Origin of the sequence: Bacteroides sp. (assembly GCF_052357945.1) — a bacterium.
In the GTDB taxonomy this organism is placed as follows: Bacteria; Bacteroidota; Bacteroidia; order Bacteroidales; family Bacteroidaceae; genus Bacteroides.
In genome coordinates, this window is record NZ_DAWCXD010000109.1 from 1 (window position 1) to 17,019 (window position 17,019).

A 17,019-nucleotide genomic window follows, 5' to 3' on the forward strand; every position below is an offset into this window, starting at 1 on the left:
TTCTTGCGCATCGTACCATGTTGGAGGCCGGTCTGAAGAAAAAGGACCGCCAAAATAAAGCATTGGTGGATGAGATAAGTGCTACTATTATTTTGCAAACATATTTGGAGAGTAAACGTTTTTAATAGAAGATATTGAATAACTTAATTTTTAGTAGAGTATAAAAATATGATTTTACCTATTTATGTATATGGTCAGCCTGTATTGAGAAAGGTTGCAGAGGACATAACACCGGATTATCCGAACCTGAAAGAGTTGATTGAAAACATGTTTGAAACAATGGTACACGCCGATGGCGTAGGACTGGCTGCTCCGCAGATTGGTTTGCCTATTCGCGTGGTTACTATTACATTGGATCCGCTTTCGGAGGAGTACCCTGAATTTAAAGACTTCAATAAGGCTTATATCAATCCCCACATTTTGGAAGTCGGGGGCGAAGAAGTGAATATGGAAGAGGGCTGTCTCAGTCTTCCCGGTATTCATGAAACAGTGAAAAGAGGTGATAAAATTCGCGTGAAATATATGGACGAGAATTTTGTGGAGCATGAAGAAGAGGTGGAGGGTTATCTGGCTCGGGTGATGCAGCATGAATTCGATCATTTGGATGGTAAGATGTTTATCGACCATATCTCACCGCTTCGTAAGCAGATGATTAAAGGAAAGCTGAATACGATGTTGAAGGGGAAAGCGCGCAGTTCATATAAGATGAAACAGGTGAAATAAAGATAAAAAACGTTTATATCCCTGTTAAGTAAGCGAAAAGCATTATTTTTGCTTCGTTTACAAGCATAAAATATCAATGGTAAAAAGAATCTTAACAGTTTTATTACTGTTCCCAACGCTGGTGTGTGCTCAGATAAATACGGATCGGGTGATGACTATTGCCCGAAACGCTCTTTATTTTGAGGACTATGTACTTTCTATTCAGTACTTTAACCAGGTTATTAACGCTAAACCTTATCTGTATGAGCCCTATTTCTTCAGGGCATTGGCAAAACTAAATCTGGAGGATTTTCAGGGTGCTGAAACAGACTGTGATGCAGCTATCCAACGCAATCCGTTTGTGGTGGGTGCTTATCAGATTCGTGGTTTGGCAAGGATTCGTCAGAGTAAATTTGATGGAGCGATTGAAGATTACAAGAAAGCATTGCATTATGATCCGGAGAATATTACCTTATGGCATAATCTGACATTATCTCATATCCAGAAGAAAGATTATGATGCTGCGAAAGAGGATTTGGAAAGTTTGCTGAAAGTATCTCCGCGTTATACCCGCGCTTATTTGATGAGGGGGGAAGTGTCCTTGCAACAGAAAGATACGATTGCTGCCTTGAATGACTTCAATAAGGCTCTTGAACTGGATAAATATGATCCGGACGCATGGTCTGCAAGAGCGATTGTTAAATTACAGCAGGCTAAGTATGCGGAAGCTGAAGCGGATTTCAACCGTGCTATTCCTTTGAGCGCTAAGAATGCGGGAAATTATATAAACCGTGCATTGGCACGCTTTCACCAGAATAATTTGAGAGGCGCTATGAGCGATTATGATCTGGCGTTGGATATTGATCCGAATAACTTTATCGGCCATTATAATCGTGGTTTGTTGCGTGCCCAGGTAGGAGACGACAACCGGGCTATCGAAGACTTTGACTTCGTTATCAAGATGGAGCCGGATAATATGATGGCTGTCTTTAACCGTGGATTGCTACGTGCCCAAACGGGTGATTATCGCGGGGCTATACAAGATTACACAACCGTTATCAACCAGTATCCGAACTTCCTTGCCGGATATTACCAGCGTTCGGAAGCTCGCAGAAAGATTGGCGACAAGAAAGGAGCAGAGCAGGACGAGTTTAAAGTCATGAAAGCTCAGATAGATAAGCAGAACGGTGTGACGAATAAAGATGTAGCACAGAATAAGGATAAGGAAAATGAAGAGGAAGGCGGAGAGAAAACCCGTAAGAAATCGGATAAGAATATGAATAACTATCGTAAGATAGTGATTGCCGATGATTCCGAAGCTGAACAACGCTATACAAGTGATTATCGTGGACGTGTGCAGGATAAGAACGTAAATATAACGATGGAACCGATGTTCGCTTTGACTTATTATGAGAAGATGAGTGACGTGAAACGTTCGGTGAACTTCCACAAATATATTGAGGATTTAAACCGTACGGGTATACTTCCGAAACGTCTTCGCATCACGAATATGGAAGCTCCGTTGACGGAAGAACAGGTGAAAGTGCATTTTGCCTTGATCGATACACATACATCGGCTATTGTGGAAGATGAAAAGAATGCCTCAAAACGTTTTGCCCGTGCAATTGATTTTTATTTGGTGCAGGACTTCTCGAGTGCAGTTTCTGATTTGACTCAGACAATCTTGTTGGATGGTGATTTCTTCCCGGCATATTTTATGCGTGCATTGATTCGTTGTAAACAGTTGGAATATCAGAAAGCGGAACAAGCTGTCGAAACAGATGTTGTTCCTGGCGATAATAAGCGTAAAGAGATTACCGCAGTAGATTATGAGGTGGTGAGAAAGGATTTGGATAAGGTGATAAATTTGGCTCCGGACTTTGTATATGCATATTATAATCGTGCCAATGTTTCTGCCATGTTGAAAGATTACCGGGCTGCAATTGTCGACTATGATAAGGCGATCGAGCTGAATCCAGATTTTGCAGACGCTTACTTCAATCGTGGACTGACTCATATTTTCTTAGGAAATAATAAGCTGGGTATTTCTGATTTGAGTAAAGCCGGTGAGTTGGGGATTGTTTCTGCTTATAATGTTATCAAACGTTTTACAGATCAATCGGAATAACATTTTTTTGATAAAAAATAGAAAACTCAAAAGATTTAGTTACTTTTGCGTTCAAATTATGAAAATATAACATCATCATATTATGATAAAGATAACATTTCCCGATGGCTCCGTTCGTGAATATAACGAAGGAGTGAACGGTTTACAGATTGCTGAAAGTATCAGCTCGCGTCTGGCACAGGAAGTGCTGGCATGTGGAGTGAACGGCGAGACTTATGATTTAGGACGTCCTATTAATGAAGATGCTAATTTTGTTCTTTATAAATGGGATGATGAAGAAGGTAAACATGCGTTTTGGCATACAAGTGCACATTTGCTGGCGGAAGCTTTGCAGGAACTTTATCCGGGTATCCAGTTTGGTATCGGACCGGCTATCGAGAACGGATTCTACTATGATGTGGATCCGGGTGAAGCTGTGATTAAAGAAAGCGACCTTCCAGCCATTGAAGCTAAAATGTTGGAACTGGCTGCAAAGAAAGAAGAGGTAGTCAGAAAAAGCATCGCAAAGACAGATGCTCTGAAAATGTTTGGCGATCGTGGCGAAACATACAAATGTGAATTGATCTCCGAATTGGAAGACGGACACATTACAACTTATACCCAAGGTGCATTTACTGACCTTTGTCGTGGTCCTCACTTGATGACAACTGCTCCGATCAAGGCTATCAAGTTGACTTCAGTGGCTGGTGCTTACTGGCGTGGTCATGAAGATCGTAAGATGCTGACCCGTATTTATGGTATCACGTTCCCGAAGAAGAAAATGCTGGATGAATATTTGGTATTGCTGGAAGAAGCGAAGAAGCGTGACCACCGTAAGATCGGTAAGGAGATGCAGTTGTTTATGTTCTCCGAAACTGTAGGTAAGGGACTTCCTATGTGGTTGCCGAAAGGTACTGCATTGCGTCTGCGTCTGCAAGAGTTCTTGCGTCGTATTCAGACACGTTACGATTATCAGGAAGTAATCACTCCGCCAATTGGTAATAAATTGCTGTATGTGACTTCAGGGCACTATGCAAAATATGGTAAGGATGCATTTCAGCCTATTCATACTCCGGAAGAGGGTGAAGAGTATTTCTTGAAACCAATGAACTGCCCTCACCACTGTGAGATTTACAAGAACTTCCCACGTTCATATAAGGACCTTCCATTGCGTATTGCAGAATTTGGTACGGTTTGTCGTTATGAACAAAGTGGTGAGTTACATGGTTTAACTCGTGTACGTAGCTTTACACAGGATGATGCGCATATCTTCTGCCGTCCGGAACAAGTGAAAGATGAATTCCTTCGTGTGATGGATATCATATCTATCGTGTTCCGTTCTATGGATTTCCAGAATTTTGAAGCACAGATATCCTTGCGTGATAAAGTGAACCGTGAAAAGTACATCGGTAGCGATGATAACTGGGAGAAGGCTGAACAGGCTATTATCGAGGCTTGTGCGGAAAAAGGATTGCCTGCTAAGATTGAGTATGGAGAAGCAGCTTTCTATGGTCCTAAACTTGACTTTATGGTGAAAGACGCTATCGGTCGTCGTTGGCAGCTGGGTACGATTCAGGTTGACTACAACTTGCCGGAACGTTTTGAACTTGAATATATGGGTTCTGACAATCAGAAGCATCGTCCGGTAATGATTCACCGTGCTCCGTTCGGATCAATGGAACGTTTTGTTGCCGTACTGATTGAACATACTGCCGGTAAATTCCCATTGTGGCTGACACCGGAACAGGTAGTTATTCTGCCAATCAGTGAGAAGTTCAATGAATATGCAGAGCAGGTGAAGATGTATCTGAAGATACACGAAATCCGTGCGATTGTAGATGATCGTAACGAGAAGATCGGCCGTAAGATTCGTGATAATGAGATGAAACGTATTCCTTATATGCTGATTGTCGGCGAAAAAGAAGCAGAAAATGGAGAAGTTTCTGTTCGTAGACAAGGCGAAGGTGACAAAGGAACCATGAAATTTGAAGAATTTGCTAAAATTTTGAACGAAGAAGTTCAGAATATGATAAATAAATGGTAACTTTGCAGCCGTTTCAGAATAAAATATTTAGTATAACAATAAAAAGATCAAACTAGGAAGTAAACGTTTTTAATGAAGAATGACACTCTAAAAGGGCAATACAGAATCAATGAACAGATTCGTGCCAAGGAAGTTCGCATAGTAAGCGATGATATTGAACCGAAAGTATATCCAATCTTTCAGGCTCTGAAAATGGCTGAAGAGAGAGAATTGGATTTAGTGGAAATTTCTCCTAATGCTCAACCCCCTGTTTGTCGTATTATTGATTATTCTAAATTTCTTTATCAATTAAAGAAACGCCAGAAGGAACAGAAAGCGAAGCAGGTTAAGGTTAATGTGAAGGAAATCCGTTTCGGACCCCAGACAGACGACCATGATTACAACTTTAAGTTGAAGCATGCTAAAGGATTTTTGGAAGATGGCGATAAGGTGAAGGCTTATGTATTCTTTAAAGGTCGTTCCATCCTTTTCAAGGAGCAAGGTGAAGTGCTTTTGCTTCGTTTTGCAAATGACCTGGAAGACTACGCTAAAGTAGATCAAATGCCGATACTGGAAGGTAAGCGCATGACTATTCAGCTTTCTCCGAAAAAGAAAGAAGCTTCTAAAAAGCCGGCAACAGCTGGAGCACCGAAACCTGCTGCTCCTGCACAAAAAGCAGAGAAGCCGGAAACGGGTGAAGAATAAGAAAGGATGCGTAACGCGCAGGTATAGTGCGTTGCCATTATATATTTAATAATTTAAAAACAAGTAAGATGCCAAAGATGAAGACTAACTCCGGTTCTAAAAAAAGGTTTACCCTTACCGGAACAGGTAAAATCAAAAGAAAGCACGCTTTTCACAGTCACATTTTGACTAAGAAAACTAAGAAGAGAAAAAGAAATCTGTGCTACTCTACAACTGTTGATACAACAAATGTAAGCCAGGTTAAGGAACTCTTAGCAATGAAGTAATCAAAAGCGTAAAAGTATTATTAAAGTATTAACCGAATGCATTAGCCTGAAGTTCGCTGCGTGAAGTAGCGGCGCTAACATTCAAAAAAAGTAAAACTATGCCAAGATCAGTAAATCATGTTGCTTCAAAAGCAAGAAGAAAGAAAATTTTGAAATTAACCAGAGGTTACTTTGGTGCAAGAAAGAATGTATGGACCGTAGCTAAAAACACTTGGGAAAAGGGTTTGACTTACGCGTTCCGTGACCGTAGAAATAAGAAAAGAAACTTCCGCGCTCTTTGGATACAACGTATCAACGCTGCTGCACGTCTTGAAGGAATGTCTTATTCTAAATTGATGGGCGGTCTGCACAAAGCCGGTATTGAAATAAACCGTAAGGTTTTGGCTGATTTAGCTATGAATCACCCGGAAGCTTTCAAAGCTGTAGTTGCAAAAGCAAAAGCTGCTTAAGCATCAATAGTTTACGAGTTACAAAGTGTCAGTTACTAAGCTAGTAACTGGCACTTTTCTTTTGTTAGGCAGATGAAAGGGAATAAAAAAAATGTTAGTTGGCAAACAAATTCCTTTTTTTTCTTGTTAGTTTCATGTATTCTTATTACATTTGTGATACAAAAATATTAGCCGTATCGACTGGATCGGGAAACTCTTCAAATTAATCTGATGCACCGAGAAAGCTTCGTTCTTCAATGGCGGGCCACATCCTTCGGGACAGCTTTAAGCCGGTGGATTACAAAGAGGGCGAGCGCTCAAATCTTGTTCTATCAGAGTTTCATCACATCGTCGATGCGGCTTTTTTATATACTTTTCTATGATATTCTATTTCTCCGGTACAGGTAATTCTAAATGGATTGCAAATCAGCTTTCCAAAGAGCAAAAAGAAGAATTGGTTTTTATTCCCGATGCGTTAAAGAACAGAACGTTTGAGTTTTGTTTGCGGGAAGATGAAAAGATCGGTTTTGTATTTCCTATCTATTCGTGGGCACCTCCTGCAATCGTACTTAATTTTATTCGGCAACTCTCTTTAAAGGGGTATAAAAGACAATATTTGTTTTTTGTTTGTTCCTGTGGGGATGATACCGGGCTTACGCAGCAGGTGCTGGAGAAGGCTTTGAGTCATAAAGGCTGGAAGTGTTATGCAGGCTTTTCTGTGACTATGCCCAATAATTATGTATTGCTTCCCGGTTTTGACGTAGATAAGAAAGAGCTGGAGGAGAAAAAGCTGGCAGATGCTATTCCGACTCTCAATCAAATAAATGCTTCGATAAGTAGGAGAGAGGAGTTGTTTCTTTGTCATGAAGGGAGTATCCCTTTTATTAAGACGAGGATTATCAATCCTTTATTTAATCGCTTTCAGATGTCTCCCGGGAATTTTTATACTACGGATGCTTGTATTGGATGTAAGCGTTGTGAGAAGAGTTGTCCGGTAGGGAATATTATGATGATGGGCAGAAAGCCTGTTTGGGGGATGGATTGCACCTCATGCCTGGCATGTTATCATGTTTGTCCGCAGCATGCGGTGCAATATGGGAAAAGAACGAAAGATAAAGGGCAGTATTTCAATCCTAATTAATCTACTCGCCAATTAATCTACTCGTCTTTGATTTTAATGCAGCAATTGGATAAATCTTCAATGATAGCTAGGCTTTCTACTCTGACGCCTTGCTCCTCGAGTTTTTTACGCCCATTTTGGAAGGCTTTTTCAATAATGAATCCCATTCCTACCAAGTTTGCTCCGGATTGCTTGATGAGGTCGATAATGCCTAATGCGGCATTGCCATACGCGAGGAAGTCATCCACGAAAAGAACATTGTCATTTGGAGTGAGGAAATCGGCACTAATAACGACTTCATAATCACGATCTTTAGTGAATGAGTGCACAGTGGTGCTTAGTGCATTCTGGATGGTTTTAGGAGACTTCTTCTTTGCAAATACAACTGGTAAATCCATCAGGTAGCCTGTCATGATAGCCGGGGCGATGCCGCTGGCTTCGATTGTCATAATCTTATTTACGTTTGTGGCTGCAAAACGACGGACAAACTCGACTCCGATTGATTTCATCAGGACAGGGTCCATTTGATGATTAATAAAACCGTCTACTTTCAGGATACCTCCTTCGTAGCATTTTCCGTCTTGCAGAATTCTTTTTTTAAGTAATTGCATGCTGTATGATATTAATTAATAATGTGCTAATATTCCATTCCGCATGGTGAAAACGGCGGTTGGTATATTAGCACATGGATATTTGAATCGTTACTTGTTGTCTCTTAAGTCTTTCACCCGGACGGCTTTTCCTTCGCTTTGAGGGAGAGAGCCTTTCTTTACCAGTTTGACTTTAGGAGTCACCAATATTTCATCCTTCAATTGGCGGGTAATATCCTTGCGGATCTTCTCCAGTTCAATATAATTGTCGGTAGAAAGGTCGCTTAATTCTACTTCGACGATCATTTCGTCTTGGTTGTTGACAGTTTCCAGCGTAATCAGGTAGTTGCTGCCTAATTCGGGGAATTGTACGAGAATCTTTTCTACTTGCATCGGGAAGATGTTTACTCCCTTGATAATGAACATATCATCACTACGTCCCTTGATACGGTCGATACGGATATGGGTACGGCCACATGGGCATTTTCCGGGAAGAATACGGGTTAAATCGCGGGTACGATAGCGAATTAACGGCATCATTTCACGATCAAGAGTCGTAAGTACTAATTCTCCGATTTCTCCTTCCGGAACAGGTTCGCCTGTTTCCGGATCGATAATTTCTACCAGGTAACAGTCTTCCCAGAAGTGCATTCCATTCTGTTCCTGACATTCGAAGGCAACACCGGGGCCGTTCATCTCTGTCATACCGAAGCTGTTGTATGCTTTTACACCCAGCATCTTTTCTATTTTCCGGCGTTGTTCGTCGGTGTGGGGTTCGGCACCGATAACTAGGGTTTTCAGTGTGGTTCCTTTGGGATCGAGTCCTTCTTCCTGGAAGACTTCTGCAAGGCGGATGGCATAGCTGGGGATAGCATGTAAAGCGGTAGTCTTAAAGTCGTTGATGAATTTAATCTGTCGTTTACTGTTTCCTGCAGCGGCAGGGACTGTCAGGCAGCCCAAGCGTTCTGCACCGTATTGGAAGCCTAAACCTCCTGTAAACATACCGTATCCGGAGCTGTTTTGGAAAACGTCAGTCTTGCGTATTCCTACTGCGTACAGACAGCGGGCTACCAGGTTAGCCCAAGAGTCGAGGTCGTGTTGTGAGTGAACGATAACAGTCGGGTTTCCGGTGGTACCACTGGAAGAGTGAATACGTACACCATCATTGCTCATATCACCTGCTACCAGTCCGAACGGGTAGTGGGCGCGCATGTCAGATTTGGTAGTGAAAGGTACTTTGCGGATATCATCCAATGACTGTATGCTATCTGCCGTGATGCCATGTTTGCTGAAAACTTCTTTGTAATATGGAGCGTTCGCAGCTATATTAATTGTTTTTTTAAGCCGTTGAAGCTGCAATTCCTGCAACTTCTCCCGGCTCATGGTTTCTAATTCTTCTTCCCAGTATTGTGTACTCATGGTAATGCCTTTTATTGCATCAGCTTTTCCGCAATTTCTTTGCCGGCTGCCAATGCTTTAAGATTCATTTCTACAATTGCTTCTCCCTTGCGCTGGAAGATTTCACGGATGCTGTCTTGCACTTTTTCGTAATCAATGCCCAGGAATGGGATTGTTGCTCCCAGTAAGACAATGTTGGCAACGCGGGCGGAGCCTACTTCTTTTGCCACTTTGTCTACGTTCAATACTATCTTATGAGGCAGTTTGTTGATTTCTGCCATCACTTTGTCTGTTTCCGGATAATTGGGGATGTTGACAAACGGAGTTTCGTTAGTCACCAGCCAGCCGGTAGGGCTAAGGTAGGGGAGGTAACGCAATCCTTCCATCGGTTCCAATGAGATGATGAGATCACATTTGCCTGATGGGATCAGGTCTGAAGCAATCGGCTGGTCGCTGATACGGAGATTGGATTGAACATCTCCTCCGCGTTGGCTCATTCCGTGCACTTCAGCTTGTTTCATGTATAATCCTTCTTTCAAGGCAGCTTTGCCGATTACTGTGGCAATGGACAAAATTCCCTGTCCGCCGACTCCTGATAATATAATGTCTTTTTTCATGGCTTACTTACTTCTTTTTTTGCGTGCTAATGTCTGGATACACTCTCTGCGTGGGATAATGACAGATACACCACGATATTCGATTTCTTCGCGAATGATTTGCTTCATCTCCTCATAGTTTTTCTTCAATGGAGTAACTACACGGATATGGGCCGGATCTACTCCGATACCTGCACAGATCGCTTCGATGCGTCCGGTTCCGGCAGAGTCCTGTCCACCTGTCATGGCCGTGGTTTCATTGTCGGAGATGACGATGGTTACACTGGCGTTCTCGTTCACGCAATCTAACAGTCCGGTCATTCCTGAATGGGTGAATGTTGAATCGCCGATGACAGCTACGGCCGGGAAAAGACCTCCGTCAGCGGCACCTTTTGCCATCGTAATGGAAGCACCCATATCCACACATGAGTTGATTGCATTGAAAGGAGCATTTGCGCCTAATGTGTAACAGCCGATATCGCTGAATACTTTATGGGATGGATATTCTTCTTTCAGAACTTCGGTCAGCGTGATATACATATCGCGGTGTCCGCAGCCTTCGCAAAGTGCAGGCGGGCGCATTTCTACAACAGAAGGAATACCGAATTCCGATTTATTCTCTTTACCTACGGCACGGGCTACAGAGTCCGGATTTAACTCTCCGTCCTGTGACAGAGTACCGTCAAGACGTCCTTTTACTTTAACGCCGATACCCAGATAGCCTTTCAATTGTTTTTCTACAAAGGGTTGTCCGTCTTCCAGAACTAGGATTTCGTCACAAGACTCGATCAATTGATGCAATTGTTTTTTAGGCAATGGATATTGGCCGATCTTGAGTACCGGATATTCGCAACCTTCCGGATAGTTTTCCATCAGATAATTGTAACCGATACCACAAGCTACGATTCCCAGCTTTTTGTTAGGACCGTCTGTGTATTTATTATAAGGTGATTCTTCTGAAGCTTTGATAAATTCGTCTTGGCGGGCAAGCAATACTTTGTAGCGTTTGCGGGCATTTCCCGGCAACAAGATGAACTGACGCGGATCTTCGCTGAAAGTGATGCTGTTCTGCGGCTTTTGCTCTTTGCGTTCTACTCCTGAACGGGAGTGTGCCAGGCGGGTTACCATACGCATCAAGATCGGTTCGCCTAGCTTTTCAGAGAATTCGAAACCACTGTATACCATATCATACGCTTCCTGCTGATTGCTTGGTTCGTACATCGGTATCAGTGAGAAATCTCCGTAGAAACGGCTGTCCTGTTCGTTCTGCGAGGAGTGCATACTGGGATCGTCTGCGGCTATCACAATCAATCCGCCTTTCACGCCTGTGATGGCAGAGTTGACGAAACAGTCGGCAGCTACATTCATACCTACGTGTTTCATGCAAACTAATGCCCGTTTACCTACGAAAGACATACCTAACGCAGCTTCCATCGCTGTTTTTTCATTGGCACACCAACGGTTGTGTATATTCTGTTCGGTCGTTATAGGGGCCATTTGAATATATTCCGTAATTTCAGTTGAAGGAGTACCCGGATAGGCATAAACGCCTGAAAGTCCGGCATCCAGTGCAGCTTGTGCAATGGCTTCATCGCCAAGTAAGAGTTGCTTGCTCATATCTATTTCTTTTATTTAGTGTTGATCACAGTTTGTTAATCTATCGGGCAAAGATAGGCTTTTCCGTTCGTTTTATCACAAATTTACTTGAAAATCTTTCTTTCATTCAGGGCTTTCCAGTATTTTCTTGCATTTGCCATGTGGTCGGCGTAGTTGGAGGCAAAGTTGTGAGTTCCGGAAAAATCTTCTTTGGCACACATGTAGATATAGTTATGTTTGGTATAGTTCAACACGCTATCTATTCCCTTTTTAGAGGGAATACGGATGGGACCCGGAGGTAATCCGGTATTTATATAGGTATTATAGGGAGAATTGACTTTTAAATGCTCGTTGGTAATTCGGCGCAGGCCAAAATCCTGCAGGGCAAATTTGATGGTGGGATCTGCTTGTAAGGGCATATCTTGATGTAACCGGTTGATATACAATCCGGCTACCATTGGCTTTTCTTCGTTGTTGTTGGTTTCTTCTTCAACGATGGAAGCAAGAGTGCTGACTTCTTCCGGTGTCATGCCGATGGCGGTGGCTTGTGACAGGCGATCTTTATTCCAGAAGCGTTCGTGTTCGTCCTTCATTCGTTTGAAGAATTCGTCTACGCTCATGTCCCAATATACCTGATAGGTTTCCGGTATGAAAAGGCTGGGGAGTGTTATGTTGGTATATCCCATTTGAGCTTGGAAAGTAGAGTCGAACAGTTGGCTCGCGATTTCGGCAGAGTCTATCATGAGCTGCTTGCCGATGCTTCGCGCCAATCGGTCTAATGTCCGGACGCTTCCGATAGTAAGGTTCATAGGCTCCTGATAACCTCTGGAAAAACGGCTATATACATGATAAACATTGTCATTGGGGCGAATGGCATAACGACCGGTATGGATATTCTGATCGAAATCCTTGTATTTTGCCATCCACTGGAATCCGGTGAACTTATTGACATGCCCGAATTCTTTTATTTTATGATAGATAGAATCGGCCGTATCATCCCGGTCTACGTAAATATATACGGTTTTAGATGGGTGAAATTGGGGGGCAAACAGATAATAATAAAAGGTGCCTCCGGCAACTGCACAAAGGAGGAATGCTCCGATTAGAATTGATAGTAGAATATTTCTCTTTTTTTTCTTCATCTTTTGAGGTGTATTTAAAAAGTTCGTCAAAGATAAAAAGAATTTGGATAGGAGTGTTCTCTTTTTAGGATGAATCACAAGACGACTACATCAAAAGTATATTTCTTTTGGTGCGATTGTGAATTCATTCTTTCACGTTACGTCTGCCTTGCTTGATTTACTCAGTTGCTTATTGTGCTGCTTGGCATTCATTGCAATTATCTTTTTGTTTCCAGCGTAGTTCCATTATTCCCATATATTGTGGGACTATTTTCCTGCAATATATGGGAATGTTTTCTCATAAAATGAGAGAATACTTTCCCACAATATGTGGGAATAAGACAATCTCTTGACGTTACAATGTGAAACCTTGAGAGTAATACAACAACTCCCTTTTATTGAAGTGAGAGTCTGTTTGTAACTAGAATGCCATTGGCACAGGGAAATGAATTCATTTCAGAGAAACGAGTTTTGCTACTTAATTAGGCCACAGGGAGTAATTAATATCTGCTTCTATTTTGTTTTCTATCTCATCGGGCAGAGGTGCGAAGAAATCCATGTTAGTCAGGTTCTCGATGCTATCTATTGTTACCGCATAGGATGATAGAGGTTCTACTGCCTGCTCATTGTTGAATAAGAAACCGATAGCTCGCATCGGCTTGACAAAAGGAGAAAGGACTACTTTAAAAAACTTTTGAGGTACTACGACTTTATTCTTTCCGATTGTTTTGGGATGTTTTTCAATAATAGGTCCACATATAATAATGATGGCGCTGTCTGCTATGGCCCAATCCCGGATCTTTTCTTCCAGATTTTTCCATCCTCTTCTGTTTAATTGTGGATGTTGCGGACACATATTGCTAAAATAAAATGATTCTTTCATGGCTTCAGGACTCCATTTCATATCTGCTGCGGGAGCCATATGACCTTTGTCATATCCTGAACGGGTATAGTCGGCATTCGTTGCAATCGGCCCTGTCACTAATGGATCGGCAATAAAGCGATTACCTCTTTTTTCTTTTCCTTTGGTTTCTTCCCTGGTTAATTCGTAAGAAACCCAGTTGGGAATTTTTAAATCTTTGTTGTATGATACCGTATATCCGCTATGCCGGATGATTTGTTCTTGCCGGGGAACTAGTGATATAGGTGTCTCCAGATCTTTGCCGGGTGGAATTTGAAAGGAAGTATCAGTTTGCGGTTCGTTATTTTTCTGGATATTAATCTGCTGGCAATACAAATAAACACCAAAAAGAATAGGAATGAGCACGATAATGGCGATGATACATCCTAATCTATTATTAGAGTGTGATTTCTTTTTGAATAGTTTTCTGTTTTTACCTTTTTTATTTCGATTCATTGATTGGCTGGTGATGACAGGTTTGTTTTATTCTTCTTTTCTCATGCTGAATTCGCAACCGCAATATTGTTGGTTGTAAAAGTTGTATTCTTTAATGATGGCAATACGTCGTTCGCTAAGTCCCCCTTTCCGCCAATTCTGTTCCCAGTATGTGACATCCGGGTAAGAGGCGGTAGCATATTGTCCGGCTTCATTGATCTGCTCCAGACTTTTCCAACGACTGGAGGCAAGTGTCGTGGTAATTACAGAGAAACCATGTTCGTGTGCGTAACGGGCTGTCTCCAATAAACGCAGTTTAAAACAACGCAGGCAACGTCCTCCTCTTTCAGGTTCCTGCTCCATTCCTATTATGTGACATCGCCAGTTTTCATGATCGTAATCAGCATCTATGATCTCCAATCCCAATGATTGGGCATAGCGCGTACATTCTTCTTTTCTTATAATATACTCTTCCTGCGGATAAATATTAGGATTGCAATAATAAATAACGGGGGTGATATGATGTTGCATCATACATTCAATAATGGCTGATGAACAAGGAGCACAACAAGTATGAAGCAAGACTTTATCGGCTCCTCCCGGAACTTCGAGTTGGAATTTCTTTTTCATGCTGTAAAGTTAGTACATATTTACGATACGAGTCAATGGTTTATGTTTTATTCAGAATAGTTTTTTTAGTATCTTTGTCCACTCAAGTTTATAACAGAACAATAATGAATGAATTAAATTGCGGGCAAGAAGAGCAATATGCAGGCCCGGAGAAGAAAAAGAGTACCTCGAAAATTGTAAAGAGAACTTTAGTTGTGGCTGCATTAGCTTTGGCGGTATATGTTGTATATTCCGTGGTTTATTTATTTGTTTCGCCTGATCGTAATATTCAGCAAATCTATCTGGTTCCCGAAGATGCTGCGTTTATCATTCAATCATCGGCTCCGATTGAAGATTGGGAAAAGTTTAGTGGAAGTGAAACATGGCAATGTCTGAAGAAAGCGAAATCTTTCGAGGAAGTAACGGAGAGTGTAGAGAAGCTCGATTCGGTAGTCAAAAGCAATAAAGTGTTGTTGTCGCTTGTTGGTGAACGGGATATGCTTATTTCGCTTCACAAGATCCGTGCCACAAAGTGGGATTTTCTGCTGATTCTGGATATGCAGAAAACATCGAAAATGGATTTGTTGAAAGATCAGGTGGAAACCGTATTGGTCATGAGTGGCTTTACTGTCACCAACCGGATGCATAACGGCATTAATATCCTTGAAATGCGTGATTCCGAAACAAGGGATATTTTCTATATTGCTTTTGTGGATAATCATTTGGTAGGATCTTATACGTCCGGGCTTGTCGAATCGGCTATTGATTCGCGTAATAAACCCAAAATCGGACTCGACCAGTCTTTTATTGAAACGGAGAAGTTGGTTTCCGGCAAGGGGCTTGTCAGAGTCTTTATTAATTATGCGCGCGTACCTCAATTCATGTCTATTTATCTGGGGGCAAGAAACGAATACATTGATCTGTTTAGCAATTCTATGAATTTTGCCGGACTTTACCTAAATACGGATAAGGAGCGGATGGAAGTGAAAGGGTATACGTTGAGAAAAGATTCTGCCGATCCTTATGTCACTGCTTTATTGAATTCGGGAAAACATAAAATGAAAGCGCATGAGATTCTGTCCGGGCGGACGGCTCTTTATACCAATATAGGTTTCAACAACCCGGTAACTTTTGTAAAAGAGCTGGAGAATGCGATGTCGGTTCATAATAAACAATTGTATGATTCTTATCAAAGTTCCCGGAAAAAGATTGAAGGGCTATTCGGAATATCTTTGGAAGAAAACTTTTTGAGTTGGATGTCGGGAGAATTTGCTATTACGCAATCCGAACCGGGGTTGTTGGGGCATGACCCAGAACTAATTCTGGCTATCAGAGCTAAAAGTATAAAAGATGCCCGTAAGAACATGGAATTAATAGAAAAGAAGATTAAGCGGCGCAGTCCGGTTAAGATAAAGACGGTCAATTATAAAGATTTCGAGATTAATTACGTCGAAATGAAAGGCTTTTTCCGCCTGTTCTTTGGAAAACTATTTGATAAATTTGAAAAGCCATATTATACTTATGTCGATGATTATGTAGTTTTTAGTAATAAGGCTGCATCTTTGCTCTCTTTTGTGGAAGATTACGAGCAGAAGAATTTATTGAAAAATAATCCGGGATTTGAAAATGCACTTTCCTATTTAAAGTCAAGTTCTACCATTTTCTTATATACGGATGTGCACAAGTTTTATTCCCAACTGAAACCTATGATGAATCCTGCCACATGGAATGAAATACAATCCAATAAAGATATTCTGTATTCGTTTCCTTACTGGACTATGCAGGTTATAGGAGATGGACGGTCAGCTTCTTTGCAATATGTGATGGGTTACAGTCCATATCAACCGGAGGAGGTTGTTGCCGTTGCTACCGATGAAGATGATGAGGAAATGAACGAAGATGCTGAAACTGAAAAAGAACAGATGAGCGAATTGAAGCGTTTCTATGTCGAAAAGTTTGAAGGAAACGTTTTGAGGGAGTTTTATCCGGAGGGAGCGTTGAAGAGTGAAGCGGAAGTAAAGGAAGGAAAACGTCACGGTCGTTATCGTGAATATTATGAAGATGGGACATTGAAGCTTCGTGGAAAGTATGCAAATAATAAACCGAAGGGTACATGGAAGTACTATACCGAGGACGGGAAATTTGAACGCAAAGAAAAGTTCTAGTTACGTCAACAAAAGTTGATTTAAAAATTATGCTCAAAAAATAATCGGATTCTTTTTGTTTTCTCAAATAAAGCTGTAATTTTGCACGCCGTAAACGAGAGACAAACGCCGCTATAGCTCAGTTGGTAGAGCAACGCATTCGTAACGCGTAGGTCGCCAGTTCAAGTCTGGCTAGCGGCTCTCAAACTAGAACGCTGATTATTAATTAATAATCAGCGTTCTAATTTTTACAGGATTCCCTATTCTTATTTTAAAAG

Annotated in this window: 15 protein-coding genes, 1 tRNA gene and 1 pseudogene; 10 read left to right on the forward strand and 7 right to left on the reverse strand. The window is 41.6% G+C overall.

Translation table 11 applies throughout. The features are described from left to right. The 8 genes and pseudogenes from ACT8YW_RS16860 to ACT8YW_RS16895 all read left to right on the forward strand — a co-directional run. Positions 1-125, forward strand: a pseudogene (locus ACT8YW_RS16860) (Holliday junction resolvase RuvX); the annotation flags it as partial. Between the two features lie 43 nt (positions 126-168). Then, positions 169-723 carry a peptide deformylase gene (gene def / locus ACT8YW_RS16865; protein WP_004313245.1) on the forward strand — a complete coding sequence of 185 codons (555 nt, stop codon included), beginning with the start codon at positions 169-171 and terminating at the stop codon, positions 721-723. 76 nt (positions 724-799) lie between these two features. Continuing rightward, positions 800-2,830, forward strand: coding sequence for a tetratricopeptide repeat protein (locus ACT8YW_RS16870; protein WP_394872130.1), 2,031 nt, complete (start codon positions 800-802; stop codon positions 2,828-2,830). A gap of 82 nt (positions 2,831-2,912) precedes the next feature. Continuing rightward, complete coding sequence (thrS, locus tag ACT8YW_RS16875) at positions 2,913-4,853, forward strand: threonine--tRNA ligase (protein ID WP_004311453.1); 1,941 nt, start codon at positions 2,913-2,915, stop codon at positions 4,851-4,853. 72 nt (positions 4,854-4,925) lie between these two features. Next, positions 4,926-5,537: a translation initiation factor IF-3 gene (infC, locus tag ACT8YW_RS16880; RefSeq protein ID WP_004311454.1), complete on the forward strand. Its 612-nt coding sequence runs from the start codon at positions 4,926-4,928 to the stop codon at positions 5,535-5,537. Between the two features lie 68 nt (positions 5,538-5,605). Then, complete coding sequence (gene rpmI, locus ACT8YW_RS16885; RefSeq protein ID WP_004326827.1) at positions 5,606-5,803, forward strand: 50S ribosomal protein L35; 198 nt, start codon at positions 5,606-5,608, stop codon at positions 5,801-5,803. A 98-nt stretch (positions 5,804-5,901) separates the two neighbouring features. Next, entirely contained in the window at positions 5,902-6,252 is a 351-nt protein-coding gene (gene rplT, locus ACT8YW_RS16890; RefSeq protein ID WP_004297540.1) for a 50S ribosomal protein L20, read from the forward strand. A 358-nt stretch (positions 6,253-6,610) separates the two neighbouring features. Continuing rightward, positions 6,611-7,372 carry an EFR1 family ferrodoxin gene (locus ACT8YW_RS16895; protein ID WP_444106301.1) on the forward strand — a complete coding sequence of 254 codons (762 nt, stop codon included), beginning with the start codon at positions 6,611-6,613 and terminating at the stop codon, positions 7,370-7,372. Positions 7,373-7,389: 17 nt separating this feature from the next. Here the strand turns inward: ACT8YW_RS16895 and xpt are convergent, their stop codons facing one another. The 7 genes from xpt to ACT8YW_RS16930 all read right to left on the reverse strand — a co-directional run bounded on the left by xpt (position 7,390) and on the right by ACT8YW_RS16930 (position 14,618). Continuing rightward, complete coding sequence (gene xpt, locus ACT8YW_RS16900; protein WP_004311456.1) at positions 7,390-7,962, reverse strand: xanthine phosphoribosyltransferase; 573 nt, start codon at positions 7,960-7,962, stop codon at positions 7,390-7,392. Between the two features lie 90 nt (positions 7,963-8,052). Continuing rightward, positions 8,053-9,360: a phenylacetate--CoA ligase gene (locus tag ACT8YW_RS16905; RefSeq protein WP_004313249.1), complete on the reverse strand. Its 1,308-nt coding sequence runs from the start codon at positions 9,358-9,360 to the stop codon at positions 8,053-8,055. A gap of 11 nt (positions 9,361-9,371) precedes the next feature. Continuing rightward, positions 9,372-9,956 (reverse strand): indolepyruvate oxidoreductase subunit beta, encoded by a 585-nt coding sequence (locus tag ACT8YW_RS16910; RefSeq protein WP_151922048.1) that lies wholly within the window; start codon positions 9,954-9,956, stop codon positions 9,372-9,374. A gap of 3 nt (positions 9,957-9,959) precedes the next feature. Next, a complete protein-coding gene (locus ACT8YW_RS16915) occupies positions 9,960-11,552 on the reverse strand; it encodes a thiamine pyrophosphate-dependent enzyme (RefSeq protein WP_444106304.1) in 1,593 nt (530 codons plus the stop codon). 83 nt (positions 11,553-11,635) lie between these two features. Next, on the reverse strand, positions 11,636-12,673 hold the full coding sequence (mltG, locus tag ACT8YW_RS16920) for an endolytic transglycosylase MltG (RefSeq protein ID WP_373147997.1): 1,038 nt from the start codon (positions 12,671-12,673) through the stop codon (positions 11,636-11,638). A gap of 457 nt (positions 12,674-13,130) precedes the next feature. Beyond that, on the reverse strand, positions 13,131-14,009 hold the full coding sequence (locus ACT8YW_RS16925; RefSeq protein ID WP_444106306.1) for a DNA/RNA non-specific endonuclease: 879 nt from the start codon (positions 14,007-14,009) through the stop codon (positions 13,131-13,133). A gap of 27 nt (positions 14,010-14,036) precedes the next feature. After that, positions 14,037-14,618: an epoxyqueuosine reductase QueH gene (locus ACT8YW_RS16930; RefSeq protein ID WP_008022000.1), complete on the reverse strand. Its 582-nt coding sequence runs from the start codon at positions 14,616-14,618 to the stop codon at positions 14,037-14,039. Between the two features lie 104 nt (positions 14,619-14,722). On the opposite strand from ACT8YW_RS16930, the gene ACT8YW_RS16935 reads away from it, so the two are divergent. Both ACT8YW_RS16935 and ACT8YW_RS16940 read left to right on the forward strand, forming a co-directional pair. Next, the gene (locus ACT8YW_RS16935) at positions 14,723-16,762 is read left to right on the forward strand and encodes a DUF3352 domain-containing protein (protein ID WP_444106308.1); all 2,040 of its coding nucleotides are present in this window, start codon (positions 14,723-14,725) and stop codon (positions 16,760-16,762) included. A 107-nt stretch (positions 16,763-16,869) separates the two neighbouring features. Then, a tRNA-Thr gene (locus tag ACT8YW_RS16940) sits at positions 16,870-16,942 on the forward strand. Positions 16,943-17,019: the final 77 nt, after the last annotated feature.

Coding starts and splice junctions, on each gene's coding strand:
- mltG (WP_373147997.1), bottom strand. CDS start 12,673: ATGAAGAAAAAAAAGAGAAATATTCTACTATCAATTCTAATCGGAGCA.
- rpmI (WP_004326827.1), top strand. CDS start 5,606: ATGCCAAAGATGAAGACTAACTCCGGTTCTAAAAAAAGGTTTACCCTT.
- thrS (WP_004311453.1), top strand. CDS start 2,913: ATGATAAAGATAACATTTCCCGATGGCTCCGTTCGTGAATATAACGAA.
- ACT8YW_RS16935 (WP_444106308.1), top strand. CDS start 14,723: ATGAATGAATTAAATTGCGGGCAAGAAGAGCAATATGCAGGCCCGGAG.
- xpt (WP_004311456.1), bottom strand. CDS start 7,962: ATGCAATTACTTAAAAAAAGAATTCTGCAAGACGGAAAATGCTACGAA.
- ACT8YW_RS16915 (WP_444106304.1), bottom strand. CDS start 11,552: ATGAGCAAGCAACTCTTACTTGGCGATGAAGCCATTGCACAAGCTGCA.
- ACT8YW_RS16895 (WP_444106301.1), top strand. CDS start 6,611: ATGATATTCTATTTCTCCGGTACAGGTAATTCTAAATGGATTGCAAAT.
- def (WP_004313245.1), top strand. CDS start 169: ATGATTTTACCTATTTATGTATATGGTCAGCCTGTATTGAGAAAGGTT.
- infC (WP_004311454.1), top strand. CDS start 4,926: ATGAAGAATGACACTCTAAAAGGGCAATACAGAATCAATGAACAGATT.
- ACT8YW_RS16870 (WP_394872130.1), top strand. CDS start 800: ATGGTAAAAAGAATCTTAACAGTTTTATTACTGTTCCCAACGCTGGTG.
- rplT (WP_004297540.1), top strand. CDS start 5,902: ATGCCAAGATCAGTAAATCATGTTGCTTCAAAAGCAAGAAGAAAGAAA.
- ACT8YW_RS16905 (WP_004313249.1), bottom strand. CDS start 9,360: ATGAGTACACAATACTGGGAAGAAGAATTAGAAACCATGAGCCGGGAG.
- ACT8YW_RS16930 (WP_008022000.1), bottom strand. CDS start 14,618: ATGAAAAAGAAATTCCAACTCGAAGTTCCGGGAGGAGCCGATAAAGTC.
- ACT8YW_RS16925 (WP_444106306.1), bottom strand. CDS start 14,009: ATGAATCGAAATAAAAAAGGTAAAAACAGAAAACTATTCAAAAAGAAA.
- ACT8YW_RS16910 (WP_151922048.1), bottom strand. CDS start 9,956: ATGAAAAAAGACATTATATTATCAGGAGTCGGCGGACAGGGAATTTTG.